This is a genomic window from Pseudomonas syringae, from assembly GCF_000737245.1.
Taxonomy (GTDB): Bacteria; Pseudomonadota; Gammaproteobacteria; order Pseudomonadales; family Pseudomonadaceae; genus Aquipseudomonas; species Aquipseudomonas syringae_J.
Genome location: NZ_JPQU01000089.1, coordinates 93,758 through 111,877, shown reverse-complemented (window position 1 = coordinate 111,877; position 18,120 = coordinate 93,758). Strand labels below are relative to the sequence as shown.

The 18,120-nt window shown below is 57.6% G+C and carries 21 protein-coding genes and 1 pseudogene; 16 read left to right on the top strand and 6 right to left on the bottom strand.

Features of this window, described 5'->3' with window-relative positions; translation table 11 throughout:
* Positions 1-105: 105 nt before the first annotated feature.
* Positions 106-2,439, top strand: a complete 2,334-nt coding sequence (locus tag IV01_RS02055) for an acylase (RefSeq protein WP_032631458.1) — start codon at positions 106-108, stop codon at positions 2,437-2,439.
* Between the two features lie 251 nt (positions 2,440-2,690).
* Here IV01_RS02055 and IV01_RS02060 read toward each other — a convergent pair whose 3' ends face one another.
* Positions 2,691-3,719, bottom strand: a complete 1,029-nt coding sequence (locus IV01_RS02060; protein ID WP_032631456.1) for a FecR family protein — start codon at positions 3,717-3,719, stop codon at positions 2,691-2,693.
* A 192-nt stretch (positions 3,720-3,911) separates the two neighbouring features.
* On the opposite strand from IV01_RS02060, the gene IV01_RS02065 reads away from it, so the two are divergent.
* From IV01_RS02065 to IV01_RS27180, 4 genes and pseudogenes are all read left to right on the top strand, one after another.
* Positions 3,912-4,364 carry a GNAT family N-acetyltransferase gene (locus IV01_RS02065; protein WP_032631455.1) on the top strand — a complete coding sequence of 151 codons (453 nt, stop codon included), beginning with the start codon at positions 3,912-3,914 and terminating at the stop codon, positions 4,362-4,364.
* Between the two features lie 59 nt (positions 4,365-4,423).
* Positions 4,424-5,455 carry an Ldh family oxidoreductase gene (locus IV01_RS02070; protein WP_032631454.1) on the top strand — a complete coding sequence of 344 codons (1,032 nt, stop codon included), beginning with the start codon at positions 4,424-4,426 and terminating at the stop codon, positions 5,453-5,455.
* Positions 5,456-5,521: 66 nt separating this feature from the next.
* A pseudogene (locus IV01_RS27185) lies at positions 5,522-5,673 on the top strand (helix-turn-helix domain-containing protein); the annotation flags it as partial.
* A 237-nt stretch (positions 5,674-5,910) separates the two neighbouring features.
* Positions 5,911-6,108, top strand: a complete 198-nt coding sequence (locus IV01_RS27180; RefSeq protein ID WP_032631453.1) for a hypothetical protein — start codon at positions 5,911-5,913, stop codon at positions 6,106-6,108.
* Here IV01_RS27180 and IV01_RS26770 read toward each other — a convergent pair.
* Positions 6,053-6,259 (bottom strand): hypothetical protein, encoded by a 207-nt coding sequence (locus IV01_RS26770; RefSeq protein WP_154232278.1) that lies wholly within the window; start codon positions 6,257-6,259, stop codon positions 6,053-6,055. The genes IV01_RS27180 and IV01_RS26770 overlap by 56 nt on opposite strands.
* Before the next feature lie 217 nt (positions 6,260-6,476).
* Between IV01_RS26770 and IV01_RS02080 the strand changes: the two genes are divergently transcribed.
* The 3 genes from IV01_RS02080 (at position 6,477) to map (ending at position 7,930) form a co-directional block, all read left to right on the top strand.
* Positions 6,477-6,821, top strand: a complete 345-nt coding sequence (locus IV01_RS02080; protein ID WP_032631598.1) for a helix-turn-helix domain-containing protein — start codon at positions 6,477-6,479, stop codon at positions 6,819-6,821.
* A gap of 66 nt (positions 6,822-6,887) precedes the next feature.
* Positions 6,888-7,142, top strand: coding sequence for a ParD-like family protein (locus IV01_RS02085; RefSeq protein ID WP_032631452.1), 255 nt, complete (start codon positions 6,888-6,890; stop codon positions 7,140-7,142).
* Complete coding sequence (map, locus tag IV01_RS02090) at positions 7,139-7,930, top strand: type I methionyl aminopeptidase (protein ID WP_032631451.1); 792 nt, start codon at positions 7,139-7,141, stop codon at positions 7,928-7,930. Before IV01_RS02085 ends, map begins: the two co-directional genes overlap by 4 nt.
* A 64-nt stretch (positions 7,931-7,994) precedes the next feature.
* Here the strand turns inward: map and IV01_RS02095 are convergent, their stop codons facing one another.
* The 4 genes from IV01_RS02095 to IV01_RS02110 all read right to left on the bottom strand — a co-directional run bounded on the left by IV01_RS02095 (position 7,995) and on the right by IV01_RS02110 (position 10,339).
* A complete protein-coding gene (locus IV01_RS02095; RefSeq protein ID WP_032631450.1) occupies positions 7,995-8,252 on the bottom strand; it encodes a hypothetical protein in 258 nt (85 codons plus the stop codon).
* Between the two features lie 67 nt (positions 8,253-8,319).
* Entirely contained in the window at positions 8,320-8,562 is a 243-nt protein-coding gene (locus IV01_RS02100) for a DUF6555 family protein (RefSeq protein WP_032631596.1), read from the bottom strand.
* Between the two features lie 353 nt (positions 8,563-8,915).
* Entirely contained in the window at positions 8,916-9,881 is a 966-nt protein-coding gene (locus IV01_RS02105; protein ID WP_032631448.1) for an endonuclease, read from the bottom strand.
* A 209-nt stretch (positions 9,882-10,090) separates the two neighbouring features.
* On the bottom strand, positions 10,091-10,339 hold the full coding sequence (locus IV01_RS02110; protein ID WP_032631447.1) for a DUF1654 domain-containing protein: 249 nt from the start codon (positions 10,337-10,339) through the stop codon (positions 10,091-10,093).
* A gap of 202 nt (positions 10,340-10,541) precedes the next feature.
* Here IV01_RS02110 and IV01_RS0125575 point away from each other — a divergent pair, with 202 nt between their 5' ends.
* The 8 genes from IV01_RS0125575 (at position 10,542) to IV01_RS02145 (ending at position 18,120) form a co-directional block, all read left to right on the top strand.
* Entirely contained in the window at positions 10,542-10,928 is a 387-nt protein-coding gene (locus IV01_RS0125575; protein WP_050507991.1) for a hypothetical protein, read from the top strand.
* 146 nt (positions 10,929-11,074) lie between these two features.
* Complete coding sequence (locus tag IV01_RS02115) at positions 11,075-12,055, top strand: sugar ABC transporter substrate-binding protein (protein ID WP_032631446.1); 981 nt, start codon at positions 11,075-11,077, stop codon at positions 12,053-12,055.
* Between the two features lie 67 nt (positions 12,056-12,122).
* The gene (locus IV01_RS02120) at positions 12,123-13,676 is read left to right on the top strand and encodes a sugar ABC transporter ATP-binding protein (RefSeq protein ID WP_032631444.1); all 1,554 of its coding nucleotides are present in this window, start codon (positions 12,123-12,125) and stop codon (positions 13,674-13,676) included.
* Entirely contained in the window at positions 13,673-14,665 is a 993-nt protein-coding gene (locus IV01_RS02125) for an ABC transporter permease (RefSeq protein WP_032631443.1), read from the top strand. The genes IV01_RS02120 and IV01_RS02125 overlap by 4 nt, the downstream gene beginning before the upstream one ends.
* 1 nt (position 14,666) lies before the next feature.
* A complete protein-coding gene (locus IV01_RS02130) occupies positions 14,667-15,689 on the top strand; it encodes a LacI family DNA-binding transcriptional regulator (protein WP_032631442.1) in 1,023 nt (340 codons plus the stop codon).
* A gap of 37 nt (positions 15,690-15,726) precedes the next feature.
* On the top strand, positions 15,727-16,647 hold the full coding sequence (rbsK, locus tag IV01_RS02135; RefSeq protein ID WP_032631594.1) for a ribokinase: 921 nt from the start codon (positions 15,727-15,729) through the stop codon (positions 16,645-16,647).
* On the top strand, positions 16,644-17,048 hold the full coding sequence (gene rbsD, locus IV01_RS02140; RefSeq protein ID WP_032631441.1) for a D-ribose pyranase: 405 nt from the start codon (positions 16,644-16,646) through the stop codon (positions 17,046-17,048). Before rbsK ends, rbsD begins: the two co-directional genes overlap by 4 nt.
* Positions 17,049-17,094: 46 nt before the next feature.
* Entirely contained in the window at positions 17,095-18,120 is a 1,026-nt protein-coding gene (locus IV01_RS02145; protein ID WP_032631439.1) for a nucleoside hydrolase, read from the top strand.

Below are 18,120 nucleotides of genomic sequence, written 5' to 3'. Positions count from 1 at the left end.
CGATGGGGCTGGATCGCGACTGCATCGCTAAATTTCCGACGTGGCCTTCGTCTTATGGTGAGCGAAAACCCTCACAGCCATTCAGGCAAGCCATCAGGAGTCAGAGTGATCAAGTTCAAGCGCGTGCCGGAGTTTTGTTTTGCGGGGCTGTTAGGTGGCCTTAGTGTTGTCGCCCATGCGCAAACGCCGTCACAGCCGGCCAGTGCTGAGATACGGCGGACCACCTTTGGCGTACCGCACATTCGCGCCCAGGACGAGCGGGGGCTGGGTTATGGCATCGGCTTTGCGTATGCCCAGGATAATCTTTGCCTGCTGGCCAATGAAATCGTCACCGTTAATGGTCAGCGCTCACGTTATTTCGGGGCAGAGCAGAAGACCATCGAGCAGCGCAGCAACCTGACCAGCGACCTGTTTTTCAGTTGGTTGAACACGCCGGAAGCTGTCGCTGAATTCTGGCAGGCACAGACGCCACAGGTTCGTCAGTTGGTCGAGGGCTATGTGGCAGGCTTCAACCGGTCATTGACGGAGTCCCGTGAGGCGCCAGGCACAGCGCAATGCCTGCAAGCCCCGTGGCTGAGGCCGATTACCACCGACGATTTGATCAAGTTGACGCGTCGCTTGCTGGCCGAAGGCGGCGTCGGCCAGTTTGCCGAAGCGCTGGCGGGTGCCAGGCCGCCTATGCAGAGCTCGTCTGTTGATCACTCGCAGGCGCCATCTTTCGAGATGGCGGCGGCGCGCATGGAAAGCTTCGCTCTGGAGCGCGGCAGCAATGCCGTGGCCATCGGTCGTGATCAATCAGTCAACGGTCGGGGGATGCTGCTCGCCAACCCGCACTTTCCATGGGTGGGCGGCATGCGCTTTTATCAAATGCACCTGACTATCCCCGGCAAGCTCGACGTCATGGGGGCCGCGCTGCCCGGATTGCCGATGGTCAACATCGGTTTCAGTCAGCACCTGGCCTGGACCCACACCGTCGATACCTCGAAGCATTTCACGTTGTTTCGCTTGCAGCTCGACCCTAGGGACCCGACCCGTTACCTGCTTGATGGCCGCTCGCGACCTCTTGAGAAAACCACAGTATCGGTCACCACTACTGGCAAAGATGGTCAATTGCAGACGCAATCTCGCGACGTTTATAGCTCGGTGTTCGGCCCGGTGGTGCAGTGGCCGGGCAAGCTGGACTGGAGTCGCGAATACGCCTACAGCTTGCGTGACGCGAATCTGAGTAACGACCGGGTCTGGCAGCAGTGGTACTCCATGAACCGCGCCGAGAGCCTGTCTGCGTTGAAAAGCGCTTTGCAGAAAGTTCAGGGCATCCCTTGGGTCAACACCCTTGCGGTGGATGACAAAGGGCAGGCTCTGTATATGAATTATTCGGTGGTGCCGAATGTCAGCACTGCCAAACTTGCGCAGTGCAGCGATCCGGCGGCGGGACAGGAGCTGATCGTACTCGATGGATCGCGCATGGCGTGCGCGTGGGACACTGACACGTCAGCAGCGCAAGCGGGCATTTACCCGGCGTCTGCCTTGCCCAGTCTGGCGCGTACCGACTATATACAGAACTCCAATGACTCCGCATGGATGACCAACCCTTCGCAACCATTGACCGGGTTCTCGCCGTTGATCAGCCGTGAGGGGCTATCTCTCAGTCCGCGGGCGCGGTTTGCCCTGGACCGAATTGGTAGCCTGCAACGGTCGGGCAAAACGGGAGTTGCCGACCTGCAAGCCATGGTCATGGATAACCGGGTGTATCTGGCTGAAGCCGGCGGCCTGCTGGATGACCTGTTGCAGTACTGCGCCGGGTATTCGGGGGACGATGCCGCGACGATCAAAAGCGTCTGCCACAGCATGAGCCAGTGGGACAGGACCGCCAACCTGGATGCTGGCCTGGGCTTTGTGCATTTTCAGAATATCGCCACTGCATTGCAGAAAGTCCCGGGCGCGTGGCGCGTAGAGTTCGACCCTGCCAACCCCATTCATACGCCGCGAGGGCTGAATGTGCGCCAACCTGAGGTGGCCAGGGCTTTGCACTCGGCGTTGCTGGTCTCGGCGGAACAGCTGAACAATGCCGGGCTTGCTGAATCAGCCCACTGGGGGGATATCCAGGTGTCGAGCACCGGTGCCCAGCAGACGCCCATCCATGGCGGACCGGGCTCATTGGGCGTGTATAACGCCATGCAAGTGGTACCCCGGGGCGATGGCAAACGTGAAGTGGTGAGCGGCACGAGCTATCTGCAAGTGGTGAGTTTCGAACCGCAAGGTCCACAGGCCCTGGGGTTGTTGGCCCCTTCGGAATCTTCGGAGCCCGGCTCGCCTTATCGCCGTGACCAGACTCAGGCGTTCTCTGCCAAGCAATGGGCGGTACTGCCTTTTACCCAGCAACAGATTGAGGCTGATCCGGCGTACAGGGTACAGACGATCCGGGAGGGGCAGGAGTAGCACGTTATGGTATCTACCGGTCCGGACATGCCCAGGTCTTGCAGGAGTTGTCGGAGGTGACGGCGGCGACGAAAGCGGTTTATTGGACACGACGCCATTCGCAGCCTTCGGCAGCTCCAACAGGCAATACACGACTTCAAGCACACCGCGATCCTCTAGGAGCTGACCGAGGTTACGAAGGTTGCGAAGGCGATGTTAGGCAGGTGGCGATTTTCAGCCTTCGGCAGCTTATACATCATTCTCGAGGATTTTTACCCCTTCGGCGCACTACCCGGGCGTCTGTTGATAACCGGGTTGCCGTCCTGATTTCGGGTCACGGTCACTGGCAGCACTTTGGGTAGTGAGGCAAGCAGACCAGCCATGTCCCGGGTGTTGTAGCTGCCGCCCAGACGCATCGCGCCGGTGGCTTTATCGGCTAACAGTATCGGCTGCGGCAGGTAGCGGTTGATCAGCGGTAACGCCTGAGTCAGCGGCAGATCATTGATCACAAGCTTGCCGTTGCGCCAGGTCAGGCTGCTGTCATTGGAGTAGGTTTCGCTGACCTGTGGTTCGACGTCACCGGTCTTGTAACTGGCCTGCATGCCGGGTTCCAGCCGATAGCCGCGGCTGGGCGTAGCGGTGTCGCTGACCACTTTCACAGAACCTTCCACCAGCATCACTTTGACCTGATCCTGATACATCCAGACGTTGAACTTGGTGCCGGTCACTTTGATCTGGCCTTTGCCTGCATCCACCACAAAGGGATGCTGACTGTCATGGCTGACCTCGAAGAACGCCTCACCTTTATTCAGAACAACGCTGCGTCGGTCTTTGTAATTGGCGAAGCTCAGCGCGGTACCCAGGTTGAGTTCCACGCGGCTGCCATCGGCCATGGTCACCAAGCGTGTGGCGTCCCCGGCCTCGTAAGTGTCATAACTGTTGGGTATCCAGCCTTGGTTCCAGCCCACATAACCCGCAATCGGGAACGCCAGAAGCGCAACTGCCGCCGCAGCGGCATAGCTGCGCCAACGACTGGAAGGCGGTGTGTATTCGATGGTGGCATCTGGGGTGGCAGCGTGATGCGCCGGCGCCGGGTTCACCGGAACGATCTGTTCCGCAGTATCCCAGATTTCCAGCATCGCCTCGAATTCGAAAGCGTGCAGGGGATGTCCGTTGTGCCACCGTTCGAACGCCTTGCGTTCTTCAGTCGTGCAGTCACTGGCGTGCAGGCGCATGCACCAATGTGCTGCGGCATCGGTGACGGCGTCGTGTTCTGCTTCGCTGAGGATAGGGTCGCTCATTGGCTCTCCGGTTGTAGGAACATTCTACTGCGCACGTCAGGCGGGGAGAACAGGTATGGCTAATGAATATCAATACAGGCAGATATTTTTCTGTAATAGCGGTCCATTCGCGTTAACGCTCCTCCGTAGTGAGTTTGGGATTGCCATTCAGTATTAAACTGGCGTCCTTATAAACGTTTCGCGAGGTTATGGATGAGCGTGCGCATTGAAACAACAGCTAACCCGACAGATGAGGATTATCTGGGTATTCTCACTCCTTTGCGTGCTTTCAACGTCTCCCGGGCGGGTGATGCTGGCGCAGAGAAATTCGCCCTGCTGATTCGCGATGAACATAGTGACGAGGTCCTCGGCGGCCTTTATGGCAGTTTGCTCTACCGCTGGATGTTCATCGAGCTGCTGGCCGTGCCGGAGCAGGCTCGTGGGCAAGGGTTGGGTTCGCGGTTGATGGCCATGGCGGAAACCCTGGCCAATGAGAAAAACTGCGTGGGGATCTGGCTCGACACCTTTGACTTTCAGGCCCCTGAGTTCTATCGAAGCCTGGGCTTCAGCGAGTTCGGCCAAGTGAACGATTACCCGCCAGGCCATCGGCGCCACTTCTTTCAAAAGCGTCTCGCTCAGGACCTCGATGGTGGTTTACCTGCCTGATGGCGCTCAGTAATCTCAGGGCCGGGTTGTTTCCTCATTAGCCAGATCGGAGCGTTCAGATGTCTGCAAACCGCGACAACACTCAGAATCACACCCTTGAATTCGTCGAGCTGACTGAGCTGCTGCGCCAGATATTTCTGCGTCATGGCACTTCAGAAAAGGTTGCGCAGGTCTTGTCGCACAACTGCGCCAGCGCCCAACGGGATGGCTCTCACAGTCACGGCATTTTTCGCATTCCCGGTTATCTTTCATCGCTGGCCAGCGGCTGGGTCGACGGCAAGGCCGTGCCAGTGGTTGAAGATGTGAGTCCGGCGTTCATTCGTGTGGATGCGGCCAATGGCTTTGCGCAACCCGCCTTGGCGGCGGCCCGGGAATTGTTGATTGAAAAGGTGAAAAGCGCAGGTATCGCGATTTTGGCCATCCGCAGCTCCCACCATTTTGCGGCGTTATGGCCTGATGTGGAGCCGTTCGCCGAACAAGGTCTGGTGGCATTAAGCGTGGTCAACAGCATGACGTGCGTCGTACCCCACGGCGCCCGCAAGCCGTTGTTCGGCACCAACCCGATCGCTTTTGCCGCACCGCGTGCCGGTGGCCAACCTATCGTGTTTGACCTTGCCACCAGCGCCATCGCCAATGGTGACGTGCAGATCGCAGCGCGAGAAGGGCGCATGTTACCGGCTGGCATGGGCGTTGATCGCTCCGGCCACCCGACCGAAGACCCGAAAGCGATTCTCGATGGTGGTGCGTTGCTGCCGTTTGGTGGCTACAAAGGCTCTGCCCTATCGATGATGGTCGAACTGCTGGCGGCGGGACTGACTGGCGGTAACTTTTCGTTCGAGTTCGACTGGTCAGCTCATCCCGGTGCGCAAACGCCCTGGACAGGGCAGTTATTGATTGTGATCGACCCGGACAGAGGCAGCGGCCAGAGCTTCGCGCTACGCAGTGAAGAGCTGGTCAGGCAAATGCATGGGGTAGGCCAGGAGCGCATGCCGGGAGATCGGCGTTATCTGCAACGGGCAGAGTCGCTGGCCAACGGCATCGAGATCTCAATTGCGGACTGGAAGCAGTTGCAGGCGCTGGCAAGTGCCTGAGGTTGTGCCGGTGGTGCGATTACGACGAACCTTGTGGGTGATGTAGTTACGGATCAAGTCAGGGGCATGAAGATGTTCCTGCGCATCTGCGAACGCAGCAGCTTCACGCAAGCGGCCGAAGATCCTGGCATGCCCCGCGCGACGTTGACTCATAGCCTGAACAAGCTTGCGGCCTGGCTGGGACTCGCTTGCTCGAGCGCAGCACTCGGTGGGTCAAGAGGCGTTCTGCAGTTCATCCTGCCCCAGTATCCGCCGCCTTCCATGCCGGTATCGGTGTTGTATCCATATAATCGGCATATCTCGGCGCGGGTACGGTTTTTTGTGGCTCGGGGTTGGGGAATGCTTCGCCGCCGACAACCCGTCATGAGATGACCGCTCGTCGTCAGCAGGCTTGCGTTAAGCGCCTTATCCAAATACTGTATGTTTAAACAGTATCTGAATAGAAGGCGGTCCACATGTCCTTTGAGCGCGTAACAAATTTCCAGTCTGATCACACCGCCAGAATTGCTGGCATGAATGAAATGCAGCGTGAAGATTTCCTTGCCCTGGCAGCCGCTTTGCGCCAATTCAATGCGTACGAGCCTCAGGTTTGCATGGCTATCGCAAATGCTCAGTCTGGTGGTGAACGATATTCGGCTGTTGCCGCTGAATAGGGTGCGGAGCAATGGCGGGCTGGTTTTGGTCGCAGCATTGCGTTTCTTCCAGCTGATCGGGGTGGCAATGGTTCTTGCCGTTGCGGATCAGGCGTAAAGCCACAAGCGTGCCGATCAGTGAGATCAGGCACCAGCCGAGCAGAATCTTCATGACTACAGAATCTCCAAACGACGCCTGAGACAGCGCCCGGTCTGGTAAACCGGCTGTCTCGGACCTTGAAAGCCAAAGTTAACCGGCGTTATATCATTGCCGCCGCCTCTTGAGCAGGCTTAGCGTGACATCGTCGGTACATTCCCAGAAATAGCGCCATGGCTCAAAGGAATGGGGAGTATGGTTATGGATGACGCTCAGCATCGGACGCATCCCAATGAATGGTCTCGGCTCTAGATTGAAAGAAGAGAGGAAGGCGCTCGGACTCTCCCAGCAGGACTTCGCCGCCATTGGCGGCGTGGAGGCCAATGCGCAGGGTAAATACGAGAATGGTCAACGGACGCCTCGCTCCAACTATCTGACTGCCCTGGATAGTAGCGGGGTAGATGTGCTTTACCTGTTGTCGGGCCGCAGAACGCCTATGGAATTGGCATCTTTAAGTGAAACTGAACGCGCAGTAATCGTGCGCTTGCGCAGCCTGACGGTGGTCGATCAGGCGGCCATTGGCCAACTGACGCTTTCTCTTTCCGAGTGCCTGCCCAGTCCTTTTCACTGCGACTAGCTCAACCGCGGTTGATTGTGAATATATGAAACGTATATGCTTCATATATTCCATCCGAGGTGAACCATGGGTCTGGTCAAGATTTCTGAACATATGCACGCCAATATTCGCGCCGCAAGCGCAGCCCTAAGCCGCTCGATCAACGCGCAGGCTGAGCACTGGATGCGCGTTGGCATGCTCGCTGAACTGCATCCCACGCTGGATTACAGCGAAATCTGCCAAATGTTGATTCGCTCCGAAAACGCCGGGGGCACCATACTCAGCGCGCAAACCTACGATATTTCGGCTCCTCAGTTACATGCGCAGGTGGCCTCCCGATGAGTGGCGCTATCAGCTTCAAGACCGAAGAGGATCTGGTCCAGTTGCGGATTGCCGGACGGTTGGCCGCTGATGTGCTGGCAATGATCAAACCGCATGTGAAAGCGGGCGTCAGCACTGAAGCGCTGGACGACATCTGTAACGATTACATCGTCAAGGAATTGAAAGTGATCCCGGCCAACGTCGGTTATCACGGCTTCACCAAAACCACCTGCATTTCTCCGAACGCAGTGGTGTGTCATGGCATACCGTCAGCGTCCGATATCCTCAAAGACGGCGATATCATCAACATTGACGTGGCCGTCATCAAAGATGGCTGGTTTGGCGACACCAGCCGCATGTATTTCGTAGGCGAGGTCAGCCCGTTGGCCAAGCGTCTGGTGCACACGACGTATGAGGCAACGCGAGCAGGTATCCACGCTGTCCGCCCGGGGGCAACACTGGGCGACATCGGTCATGCGATCCAGGCGGTTGCGCATCGGGAAGGCTTCAGTGTCGTGCGCGAGTATTGCGGGCACGGTATCGGACGCAATTACCATGAGGACCCTCAGGTCCTGCACTACGGTGCACAGGGCAAGGGGATGCGGCTCAAAAAAGGCATGGTTTTCACCATCGAGCCGATGATCAACGCCGGCAAACCAGGCACCAAAGTGCTGCCAGACGGCTGGACGGTGCTGACCCGGGACCTGTCACTATCGGCTCAGTGGGAACACATGGTGGCAGTCACTGACGACGGTTTCGAATTGTTGACGCCATGGCCGGAAGGTACTGGTGAGTATCCGGCAATCTGATATTCAGCCTATTAAAAAGCCCGACCTGGTTACAGGTCGGGCTTTTTTATAGCGAAAAGGTTGTCTACATCTCGTAGCCTTTGGCTGCATCCACACCTGCTGAGCTGAGCTTGATAGGGTAGTTTAACGACCGGGCCGTTTTGCCAGCAGCGGCATCGACGCTCCGGGCATGAATCAGGCCTTTTTGTTGCAGGTGCTCCAGGGTATCTGCCACCGCATTTTCCCCTCGATAATTATCGAGGACCTCTTTGCCGAGGCCGGTGGGGTGAGCGTGGAGTAGCCGGATCAGGACTTCTTTTTCAAGATCGGTATCGATGGTCATACTTACCTCGCGTTGCTGGTTTGATGAGCGCTGCTTGGTAAGTGGGACCCTCGTAAAACGGTTTTGTTTAGACTTTCTCTGCCAGAGGAGTCTTTTTCCAATGCACTTGAGTAACACCAAGGCCTTCAGCCTGCAGAATCGCCAGTCTGATAGGGCGTGCCGCAACCGTATCATTCAACTGCCAGACTCCCGCGTGCAGCGTCGCGAAGTGCAGCGCGTCGCTCTCGCATAGCTGGAGAGCCTGATGGCAGAAATGTCGGGGTTCACCGCGAAATTGATAATGAATTTCAAAATCCATCTGATCGTTCATCATTGCCCTGCCCGTGAGTGTTCCGAAAATGTGTACTTCCCTGGTACCCGACACCTTAAGACTGCCGGTTCATTTCGAGATCGATACAGGCTTGCAAAGACTTCAAGCGGCCGTTAATCGTACTGCTGCTCTGGATGCTGCGGGGGGTGCGTGAAGCGTCCTTTTAATAAAAAGGGAGATGGAGAATTACACTGATTCTGACATATTTGAACACATCTCCGATGAGCGGTTATGTGCCATTCAAATGCCGACAAAGGCACGTCGTTTGAGGGGTGGAATCCGGCCCGACCCCCCACAGAATCATTACCGTTGACGCGTGAGGGGAGGGTGTATGAACGCCGCTGTAACGGTGCTTACCGGCAATTTCCCGCTTTGCGATAACCTTCGGCGCGGGCGGCGGACTCAGAGGCAAAAGCGACCCTGTTTTTGGCCGATACCTTGAGGTAACTGGGGCAACCTTCCGGCAGGTGATACACCTGACTGCTGCGGTTTCCGATGATGGCTCCCGCAGAAGAAGAGCTTGCCGAGGGGGGCGGCGTGGCTGATCGAGAAGCGCGGTCTGGTAAAACTCTGCCTACACCGTCCCCAGTCGCCTTGTAGCCTGGTGTCCAAGTCCGTTGGCGGGTCACGAAGGGGTTGGAATGTCCCATGACGGTGGCTATGCGTCGATCGCGTTCCTTTTCCCAAGGCGTCACTGGAAATTGTTTGTCCCAGGCCATCAGCAACTGTTGCTGTTGGCGTGACATGCTCAGTTTGTATCGATCGAACATATAGAAGGTGGTGCGCGCTACCAGCCCTTTGACTTCATCCCGAGGCTCGGCCGTACGCTGATCAAAATCGACCTTGGTCTTGCATTGCCCGTACTGAGGAGATACGGCTGAAGCCATTCCATAGTTGAAGTTGCTGCGGTCGCCATTCACCTCGCCCACGGACGGATACAGGTTGAACAGATCAGCTTCCATCGCCCGGAACACCGGATCTTCGTCGACACAATACTCGCGACCGCCTTTTTGCCAGCATTGGCGCTGATGGCCAAATGTCCAGGCTGGAACGATGTGCTCCCACTCGGTTCGCTGTGCGCGGTTCTCTTGCTTTCTGGCTTTCAGGCCGCAGGACGCGGCGTCGATACGCCCGCCCGATTTCCCCACCCATGTCCATTTGCAGCCGCAATACAGGTCGCCCTGGGCGCTGCCAGCCTGGTCGAGATAGACCTTCTGCCGGGCGATGACCTTGGCTTCGCTGAAGGTGGCGGGAGGGTTTGAGAAAGCGGGATTGATGATCGAGAAAAGCAGCGTGAGGACGTAAAACAGTTTTTTCATGAGGGCAGGTATTCAATTCTTTACTGAAGTGGCGGGGGCGGCATTGTACGCATGACCCCTCTCGTTGGGAGAGGAATCATGTTCAGAATCAGCCAGTTGGATCGAGGCGAAAGCAGGAACCGTAGCGTCGTGGTCGTCACGCCGTTCGAGTTGCCCGGCGCAAGGCGCGACGCATACGCGGCCTGCCAAGAAATCGCACCCTTATACCGTCAGTCTTCTTTCGGGACTGTCCAGAATATCTGCACGCCACCATCGTCTCGCCAGGCCAGGGTGACGTTGTCGTTCTCCGCGATTTCTTCCAGCAACTGGCTCCATTCATCTTCTACTTCGTCAGGCAGACGAAATATCAAAGCCGCTTTGGCTTTTTGAGCGGTGGGCGAGTTGATGATCTTTTGCACCCGAACGCCCATGCGTTCATAGGAGCTTGGGAGTGCAGGAGCTGCTGATTGTTTTGCCACGGGAAGGTTCCTGGTTAGCTGTACGGGCATACAGTATTTCAGTGTCGGAAGTTTCGCAACTCACTTGTAGGATCAAATGCTTGCCGCGGTCAGCCATCTCGCTCTTGTGTGTAGGCTAATCGTGCTTCCACCTTCATCGCCTAAAGAATACCGTTCCCGGGTCGATGGTTTTAGTCAGAACTCCGTTTTCAAGGACGACACCATGACCATTGCTTCTCTCGGTTTGCCGATTTACGGACTGACTCTCAAAACAACGGCTGCCAACGTTTACGCCTCTGTTGATACGGATGACGACATACCCAGTCGTCAGGTCGAAGCTCAACAGGCCAGCGGCGATATTTCAGACAATCTCAGCCCGTTTGCCAAGCAGATGCTAAAGCGTCTGGCCCAGCTCCAGGACCAGTTGCGCGACATCCGGCACAGGTTGCAGGCAGCGGAGAACGCCGCGTATTCAAACCTTGCTGCGAAAAACGCCGTAGTTGCGAGTTTTCAGGGCCAGATCGCCGCGATTACGGGCTCCGTCTTGCTTATGTCTGCAGCATTGTTCAAGGAGCTGGATAGAAGCATGGGCCTGAATATCACGGCGTGAAATATTCGACACCAGTGGTTTGAACGGTTGACAATCAGCCCTGCGGTTCTCATGATCTGTTCCTCGCAAACGTTTGCGCGACAAGTAAGATTCATCTGCGTATTCGTTGCCCGACACACAATAATCATAAGATCGGAGTGAAACCCATGAAGCTGCCCTTTGCTGGACGCGCTCTTGCCATCGCCTGTTTCACCGCTGCCGCCGCTGCCGCGACGATTTCCCTACCTGCATTCTCCGCTGATACCCCCGCCAAACCGAAGGTCGCCCTGGTCATGAAGTCCTTGGCCAACGAGTTCTTCCTGACCATGCAGACAGGTGCTGAGAATTACCAGAAAGCCAATCCAGACAAGTTCGATCTGATTTCCAACGGCATCAAGGATGAATCGGATACCGCCAGTCAGATACGTATTGTCGAGCAGATGATCGTTTCGAAGGTCAACGCGCTCGTCATTGCTCCGGCTGATTCCAAGGCGCTGGTTCCGGTCATCAAGAAAGCCATGGATGCCGGTATCACTGTGGTGAACATCGATAATCAGCTCGACCCGGACGTACTGAAAAGCAAGAACCTGAGCGTGCCTTTTGTTGGACCTGATAACCGTAAAGGCGCGCGCCTGGTGGGTGAATACCTGGCGCGGGATCTCAATCCTGGTGACGAGGTCGGCATCATCGAAGGGGTGTCGACCACCACCAATGCGCAACAGCGTACGGCGGGTTTCAAGGACGCCATGCAGGCGGCCAAGATGAAAATCGTCTCCACGCAGTCTGGCAACTGGGAGATCGACAAGGGTAACGCGGTGGCTTCGGCGATGCTCAATGAGTACCCGAACCTGAAAGCGCTGCTGGCTGGCAACGACAGCATGGCCCTGGGCGCTGTGTCTGCGGTACGGGCGGCCGGCAAGGCTGGCAAGGTCAAAGTGGTTGGCTACGACAACATCAACGCAATCAAGCCGATGCTCAAGGACGGTCGCATTCTGGCGACTGCCGACCAGTTCGCTGCCAAGCAGGCCGCGTTTGGCATTGAGGCGGCGTTGAAGCTTCTCCAGGGAAAGAACGTCGATAGCGTTAACGGGGTGATTGAAACCCCGGTGACGCTGATCACCAAGGACACCCCGGTCACCAATCCGTAATTCCTTCGACGTATGTCTGCATTTGCACCCGTTCTGAACAGAGCGGGGCAGATGCACGGAGAATGCTATGCCGGCTTCTGCTCAAACTGCCGTGCTGTCTATCAGCGGGATTGGCAAAACCTACGCCCAACCGGTACTCGGCGACATTGACCTGACGTTGATGCCCGGTGAGGTCCTGGCCCTGACCGGCGAGAACGGCGCGGGTAAAAGTACCCTGTCGAAAATCATTGGCGGCCTTGAACAAGCCACCACCGGCCAGATGCAATTTCAGGGTAAAGCCTATCAACCGGGCAGCCGCAGGCAGGCTGAAAGGCTCGGCGTGCGCATGGTCATGCAGGAGCTCAACCTGCTGCCAACCCTTTCAGTTGCTGAAAACCTCTACCTGGACAACCTGCCGCAACGCGCAGGCTGGATCAATCGCAAGCGCCTGCGCGAAGAAGCCATACAGGCGATGGCTCAGGTCGGCCTCGAGGCCATCGATCCGGATACCCCGGTCAGCGAGCTGGGCATCGGCCATCAGCAGATGGTGGAAATTGCCCGCAATCTTATCGGTGACTGCCATGTGCTGATCCTTGATGAGCCCACGGCGATGCTGACCGCTCGGGAAGTCGAAATGCTGTTTGAGCAGATCACACGCCTGCAGCAGCGCGGCGTTTCGATCATTTATATCTCTCATCGCCTGGAAGAGCTGGCTCGGGTCGCCCAGCGCATTGCCGTGTTACGTGACGGCAAGCTGGTATGTGTCGACGCCATCGCCAACTACAACAGCGAGCAACTGGTGACCTTGATGGTCGGTCGCGAGCTGGGGGACAAGATTGACCTCGGTGTTCGGCAAATTGGCGATGTGGCCCTGAGTGTCAAAGGCCTGGGGCGAGGGGATAAAGTCCGGGATGTCTCGTTTCAGGTGCGCAGCGGCGAGATATTCGGTATTTCCGGACTTATCGGTGCCGGGCGGACTGAACTGTTGCGCTTGATATACGGGGCGGATACGGCTGACACGGGGACCCTTGAACTGGGAAGTCCAGCCAGGCAGGTCTCGATTCGCTCCCCCATGGATGCGGTACGTGAAGGGATCGCATTGATCACCGAGGACCGCAAGGGTGAAGGCCTGCTGCTGACCCAGACCATCGGCGCGAACATCGCTTTAGGCAATATGGGCAGCGTGTCATCAGGCGGTCTGGTCAATGCCCGGGATGAGATGAACCTGGCCCAGAGACAGATCGACGCCATGCGCATCCGCACCTCGGGGCCGGGCCAACTGGTCTCGCAGCTGTCCGGTGGTAATCAACAGAAAGTCGTGATTGGGCGCTGGCTTGAGCGTGAATGCGCGGTCATGTTGTTCGACGAACCCACCCGTGGCATCGACGTCGGTGCCAAATTCGATATCTATGGCCTGTTCGGCGAATTGACGCGTCAGGGCAGGGCGCTGGTGGTGGTCTCCAGTGATCTGCGGGAATTGATGCTGATCTGCGACCGGATCGGCGTTCTGTCGGCTGGGCGTCTGATCGACACCTTCGACCGCGCCAGCTGGAGCCAGGATGAATTACTCGCTGCCGCATTTGCCGGCTATCAAAAACGCGACGCGCTGCTCGGTGAAGCGGCGCCAAGGATCGACCGATGAAAACCGCCCCGCCTCAAGTCTTGCCTTCAGTCAGCAAACGCAGTGGCACCTGGTTAGGCCTGGGCACCTATCTGGGTCTGGCCGGTGCACTGCTGGTGATGATTGTGCTTTTTTCCCTGCTCAGTGATCACTTCCTGTCATACAGCACCTTCAGCACCCTGGCCAACCAGATCCCGGACCTGATGGTGCTCGCGGTGGGCATGACCTTTGTCCTGATTATCGGTGGAATCGACCTGTCAGTCGGCTCGGTGTTGGCGCTGGCTGCCTCGGCGGTCAGTGTGGCGATCATCAGCTGGGGCTGGAACGTGTTTCCGGCGGCGATACTGGGCATGGCGTGCGCCGCTCTGGCGGGCACCATTACCGGGTCGATCACAGTGGCCTGGCGCATTCCGTCCTTCATTGTGTCGCTAGGGGTGCTGGAGATGGCCCGTGGTGTGGCGTATCAGATGACTGATTCACGCACCGCTTATATCGGTGATGCATTTGCCTGGTTATCTGACCCCATTGCCGTGGGTATCGCCCCTTCGTTCATCATTGCCCTGGTGGTGATCGTTGTCGCTCAAGCGGTGTTGACCCGCACGGTGTTCGGTCGTTACCTGATTGGCATTGGCACCAATGAAGAAGCGGTGCGTCTGGCAGGGATCAATCCCAAGCCGTACAAGATTCTGGTGTTTTCCCTGATGGGGCTGTTGGCGGGCCTTGCCGCGCTGTTTCAGATCTCACGTCTGGAAGCCGCCGACCCCAACGCAGGTTCGGGTCTGGAGTTGCAGGTGATTGCCGCTGTGGTGATCGGTGGCACCAGCCTCATGGGTGGCCGTGGTTCGATCATCAGTACTTTTTTTGGCGTTCTGATCATTTCGGTGCTGGCGGCTGGCCTTGCGCAGATCGGTGCCACCGAACCCACCAAACGTATTATCACCGGTGCGGTGATCGTCATCGCAGTTGTACTGGATACTTACCGCAGTCATCGCGCAAGGCGTCAGATCTGAAATGGCAACAATCAAAGATGTAGCGGCGCTGGCAGGGATTTCCTACACAACCGTCTCCCACGTGTTGAACAAGAGCCGCCCGGTCAGCGATGAGGTCCGGCTCAAGGTCGAGGCGGCCATTGTGCAACTGGACTATGTGCCTAGCGCCGTGGCCCGGTCACTCAAAGCCAAATCCACCTCGACCATCGGCCTGCTGATTCCCAATGGGATCAATCCATATTTCGCCGAGTTGGCAAGGGGTATCGAGGATTACTGTGAGCGCAACGGCTTCTGCGTGATTCTTTGCAACTCCGACGACAACCCGCAGAAGCAGCGCAGCTATTTGCGTGTATTGCTGGAAAAGCGCGTCGACGGCTTGATCGTATCGTCTGTCGGAGGCGATGAGGGGCAGGCGGGAGGCTTCGCTGCCGTACGGACCCCGATGGTGGTGGTCGATCGCGAACTGGAAGACGTCGCGGCGGATCTGGTCTGCATCGATCATGAATTGGGTGCCTATCTGGCGACCCGTCATCTTCTGGAACTGGGCCATCGTCACATCGCCTGCATTCGAGGTCCGGAGCAAACCAGCGTTGCCCGGCTGCGGTTTCGCGGTTATCAGCGTGCCATGCAGCAAGCGCAGATCGAGGTTCAGCCACATTGGGTGATCGCCGCCGACTTCACCAGCCCCGGTGGTTATCAGGCCGCTGCAAAATTGCTGGCCAGCGACCCGCCAACCGCCATTTTTGCGGGCAATGACATGATCGGTTTCGGCGTGCTGCGAGCGGCGGCGGAGCGCAATATCCTGGTCCCGCAGCAGCTTTCAGTGATTGGTTTCGACGATATCCAGATGAGCCGATTCGTGTACCCGGCGCTGACTACGGTAGGGCAGTCAATCCTGCAGCTGGGTGAAACCGCTGCTCAAATGCTGTTACGCCGAATCGCCGGGTCGTTTGCAGGAGCGCCTCAGCAGGTGGTGATCACTCCGGCCATCATAGTGCGCGAATCCACTGCAGCGCCGACCCGTTTATTCAATGAATCCCGCTAAGCAACACAAGATGACCTCGAGCAAGAGTGCCAACGATATGCAAGCCAACGTAGTAGTGATCGGTAGTTTGAACATGGACCTGGTGACCCGGGCGCCACGCATGCCCGCACCCGGCGAAACGCTCGTCGGCGATTCGTTCGTCACGGTTCCTGGTGGCAAGGGTGCCAATCAGGCCGTAGCGGCCGCACGTCTTGGGGCGGGTGTGGCCATGATCGGTTGCGTCGGGGATGACGCCTACGGCGAGCAATTGCGCAAGGCTTTGCTGGATGAGCAGATCGATTGTCAGGGGGTTACTGCGGTGGCCGGCGTCTCCACCGGCATTGCGTCAATCATGGTCGATGCCAATGGTCAGAACGCCATCGTCATTGTCGCTGGCGGCAATGGCCACTTGACCCCCGAGGTGGTGAAGCGTTTTGACGCCTTACTGGTGCGCGCCGATGTGGTCATCTGCCAGCTGGAGGTGCCGATGGAAAGCGTCGCCCATGTCTTGTGCAGGGCGCGCGAACTGGGCAAGACGGTCATCCTCAATCCAGCACCTGCAGCGGCTCCATTGCCGAGCGCGTGGTATTCGATGGTCGACTACCTGATCCCCAATGAAAGCGAAGCGGCGATGCTTACCGGGCTTGCAGTTGATTCGCTGGCCTCCGCGGAAACCGCCGCTAAGGCCTTGCTGACAGCCGGGGTCAGGAAGGTCATCGTTACCCTGGGTGAGCAGGGCGCATTGTTTGCTTCGGCCAAAGGCGTGGTGCACTTCCCGGCCCCGAAGGTTACAGCGCTGGACACTACCGCTGCTGGTGATACCTTCGTCGGTGGATTCGCAGCTGCCCTGGCTGAGGGGCGCAGTGAAATCCAGGCGATTCGTTTTGCCCAGGCGGCCGCGGCCTTGTCGGTCACCCGCCGTGGTGCGCAGCCATCAATTCCCATCCTCGCTGAAGTGAAGGACATCGACCCGGCATGAAAAAAACACCTTTGCTCAACATCGCGCTATCGCGGGTCATTGCGTCCCTGGGGCACGGCGACATTCTGATGATCGTCGACGCAGGCATGCCGATCCCACCTGGTGTCGAGCTTATCGACCTTGCACTGACCCGCGGCGTTCCCGATTTCGTCAGCGTGCTGGACACCGTGCTCACTGAAATGCAGGTCGAGAGCCATGTACTGGCGGAGGAAATGATGTTCAGGAAGCCGCCTGCGTTGAGCATCATCGAAGGCTTGAGCCTGGATGGTGAGCTGGGCGAACAGCGCCTGCTGAGTCATGAAGCCTTGAAGGCATTGAGCAAAAACGCTCGGGCGATTGTGCGGACCGGCGAGTGTGAGCCTTACAGCAATATCGCGCTGATCGCCGGTGTGGTCTTCTGATCGGCGTTATTTCACGGAATTTTTTGACTGAAACAGGGAGTTTCATATGCGATGCATCAACCTCTTCAAACAGCTACTTCGGAGCCTACTGCTTTTGTCCTTTATCAGCGCCAGCGCCGCACAGGCCGTCGAACGACGTGATCTGATCATTGATACTGATCCCGGCGCTGATGACGTGGTGGCACTGTTGCTTGCACTGGCCTCCCCAGATGAGCTCAACGTGCTGGCAATCACTACCGTGGCAGGCAACGTGCGAATCGACAAAACCTCGCGCAATGCCCGGCTGGCTCGGGAGTGGGCAGGGCGTGAGGACGTGCCCGTATATGCCGGCGCTCCCCGGCCTCTGGTGCGCACCCCGATCTACGCTGAAAACATCCATGGGCAAGAAGGTTTGCCGGGCGTCCCGGTGTTCGAGCCTAAACAGGGGCTGGCCAGCGGCAACGCGGTGCAATACCTGATTGACACGCTCCGCCAGGCCAAGCCCCATAGCATTACCATCGCCATGCTCGGGCCGCAGACCAACCTGGCGCTGGCTCTGACCCAAGACCCTGGAATTATCCAGGGCATCAAGGAAGTCGTGGTCATGGGCGGGGCGCACTTCAATGGCGGCAATATTACCCCGGTGGCCGAATTCAACCTGTTTGCTGACCCGCATGCAGCGCAGGTGGTACTGGCCAGTGGTGTGAAACTAACGTATCTACCGTTGGACGTGACTCACAAAATACTCACCAGTGAGCCACGTCTCGCGCAGATAGCCGCGCTGAACAACCAGGCGGGCAAACTGGTGGGCAGCATTCTGAATGAATACGTGAAGCTTGATATGGTCCATTACGGGTTGCCTGGGGGGCCGGTGCACGATGCGAGTGTTATCGCCTGGATGCTCAAGCCTGAGCTGTTCTCGGGCCGTCAGATTAACGTGGCTATTGATAGTCGAGAGGGTATCGGCTTCGGACAGACGGTCGCGGACTGGTACGGCACCCTCGACCAGCCCAAGAATGTGTTCTGGGTCGAAAGCGGCGATGCGCAGGGCTTTTTCGATCTGTTGACCGAGCGGCTTTCCCGACTGAAATGA

Coding starts and splice junctions, on each gene's coding strand:
- IV01_RS02125 (WP_032631443.1), top strand. CDS start 13,673: ATGAAAACCGCCCCGCCTCAAGTCTTGCCTTCAGTCAGCAAACGCAGT.
- IV01_RS02115 (WP_032631446.1), top strand. CDS start 11,075: ATGAAGCTGCCCTTTGCTGGACGCGCTCTTGCCATCGCCTGTTTCACC.
- map (WP_032631451.1), top strand. CDS start 7,139: ATGAGTGGCGCTATCAGCTTCAAGACCGAAGAGGATCTGGTCCAGTTG.
- IV01_RS02065 (WP_032631455.1), top strand. CDS start 3,912: ATGAGCGTGCGCATTGAAACAACAGCTAACCCGACAGATGAGGATTAT.
- IV01_RS02145 (WP_032631439.1), top strand. CDS start 17,095: ATGCGATGCATCAACCTCTTCAAACAGCTACTTCGGAGCCTACTGCTT.
- IV01_RS02095 (WP_032631450.1), bottom strand. CDS start 8,252: ATGACCATCGATACCGATCTTGAAAAAGAAGTCCTGATCCGGCTACTC.
- IV01_RS02105 (WP_032631448.1), bottom strand. CDS start 9,881: ATGAAAAAACTGTTTTACGTCCTCACGCTGCTTTTCTCGATCATCAAT.
- IV01_RS02100 (WP_032631596.1), bottom strand. CDS start 8,562: ATGAACGATCAGATGGATTTTGAAATTCATTATCAATTTCGCGGTGAA.
- IV01_RS27180 (WP_032631453.1), top strand. CDS start 5,911: ATGTCCTTTGAGCGCGTAACAAATTTCCAGTCTGATCACACCGCCAGA.
- rbsD (WP_032631441.1), top strand. CDS start 16,644: ATGAAAAAAACACCTTTGCTCAACATCGCGCTATCGCGGGTCATTGCG.
- rbsK (WP_032631594.1), top strand. CDS start 15,727: ATGCAAGCCAACGTAGTAGTGATCGGTAGTTTGAACATGGACCTGGTG.
- IV01_RS02130 (WP_032631442.1), top strand. CDS start 14,667: ATGGCAACAATCAAAGATGTAGCGGCGCTGGCAGGGATTTCCTACACA.
- IV01_RS02080 (WP_032631598.1), top strand. CDS start 6,477: ATGAATGGTCTCGGCTCTAGATTGAAAGAAGAGAGGAAGGCGCTCGGA.
- IV01_RS26770 (WP_154232278.1), bottom strand. CDS start 6,259: ATGAAGATTCTGCTCGGCTGGTGCCTGATCTCACTGATCGGCACGCTT.
- IV01_RS02070 (WP_032631454.1), top strand. CDS start 4,424: ATGTCTGCAAACCGCGACAACACTCAGAATCACACCCTTGAATTCGTC.
- IV01_RS02060 (WP_032631456.1), bottom strand. CDS start 3,719: ATGAGCGACCCTATCCTCAGCGAAGCAGAACACGACGCCGTCACCGAT.
- IV01_RS0125575 (WP_050507991.1), top strand. CDS start 10,542: ATGACCATTGCTTCTCTCGGTTTGCCGATTTACGGACTGACTCTCAAA.
- IV01_RS02085 (WP_032631452.1), top strand. CDS start 6,888: ATGGGTCTGGTCAAGATTTCTGAACATATGCACGCCAATATTCGCGCC.
- IV01_RS02120 (WP_032631444.1), top strand. CDS start 12,123: ATGCCGGCTTCTGCTCAAACTGCCGTGCTGTCTATCAGCGGGATTGGC.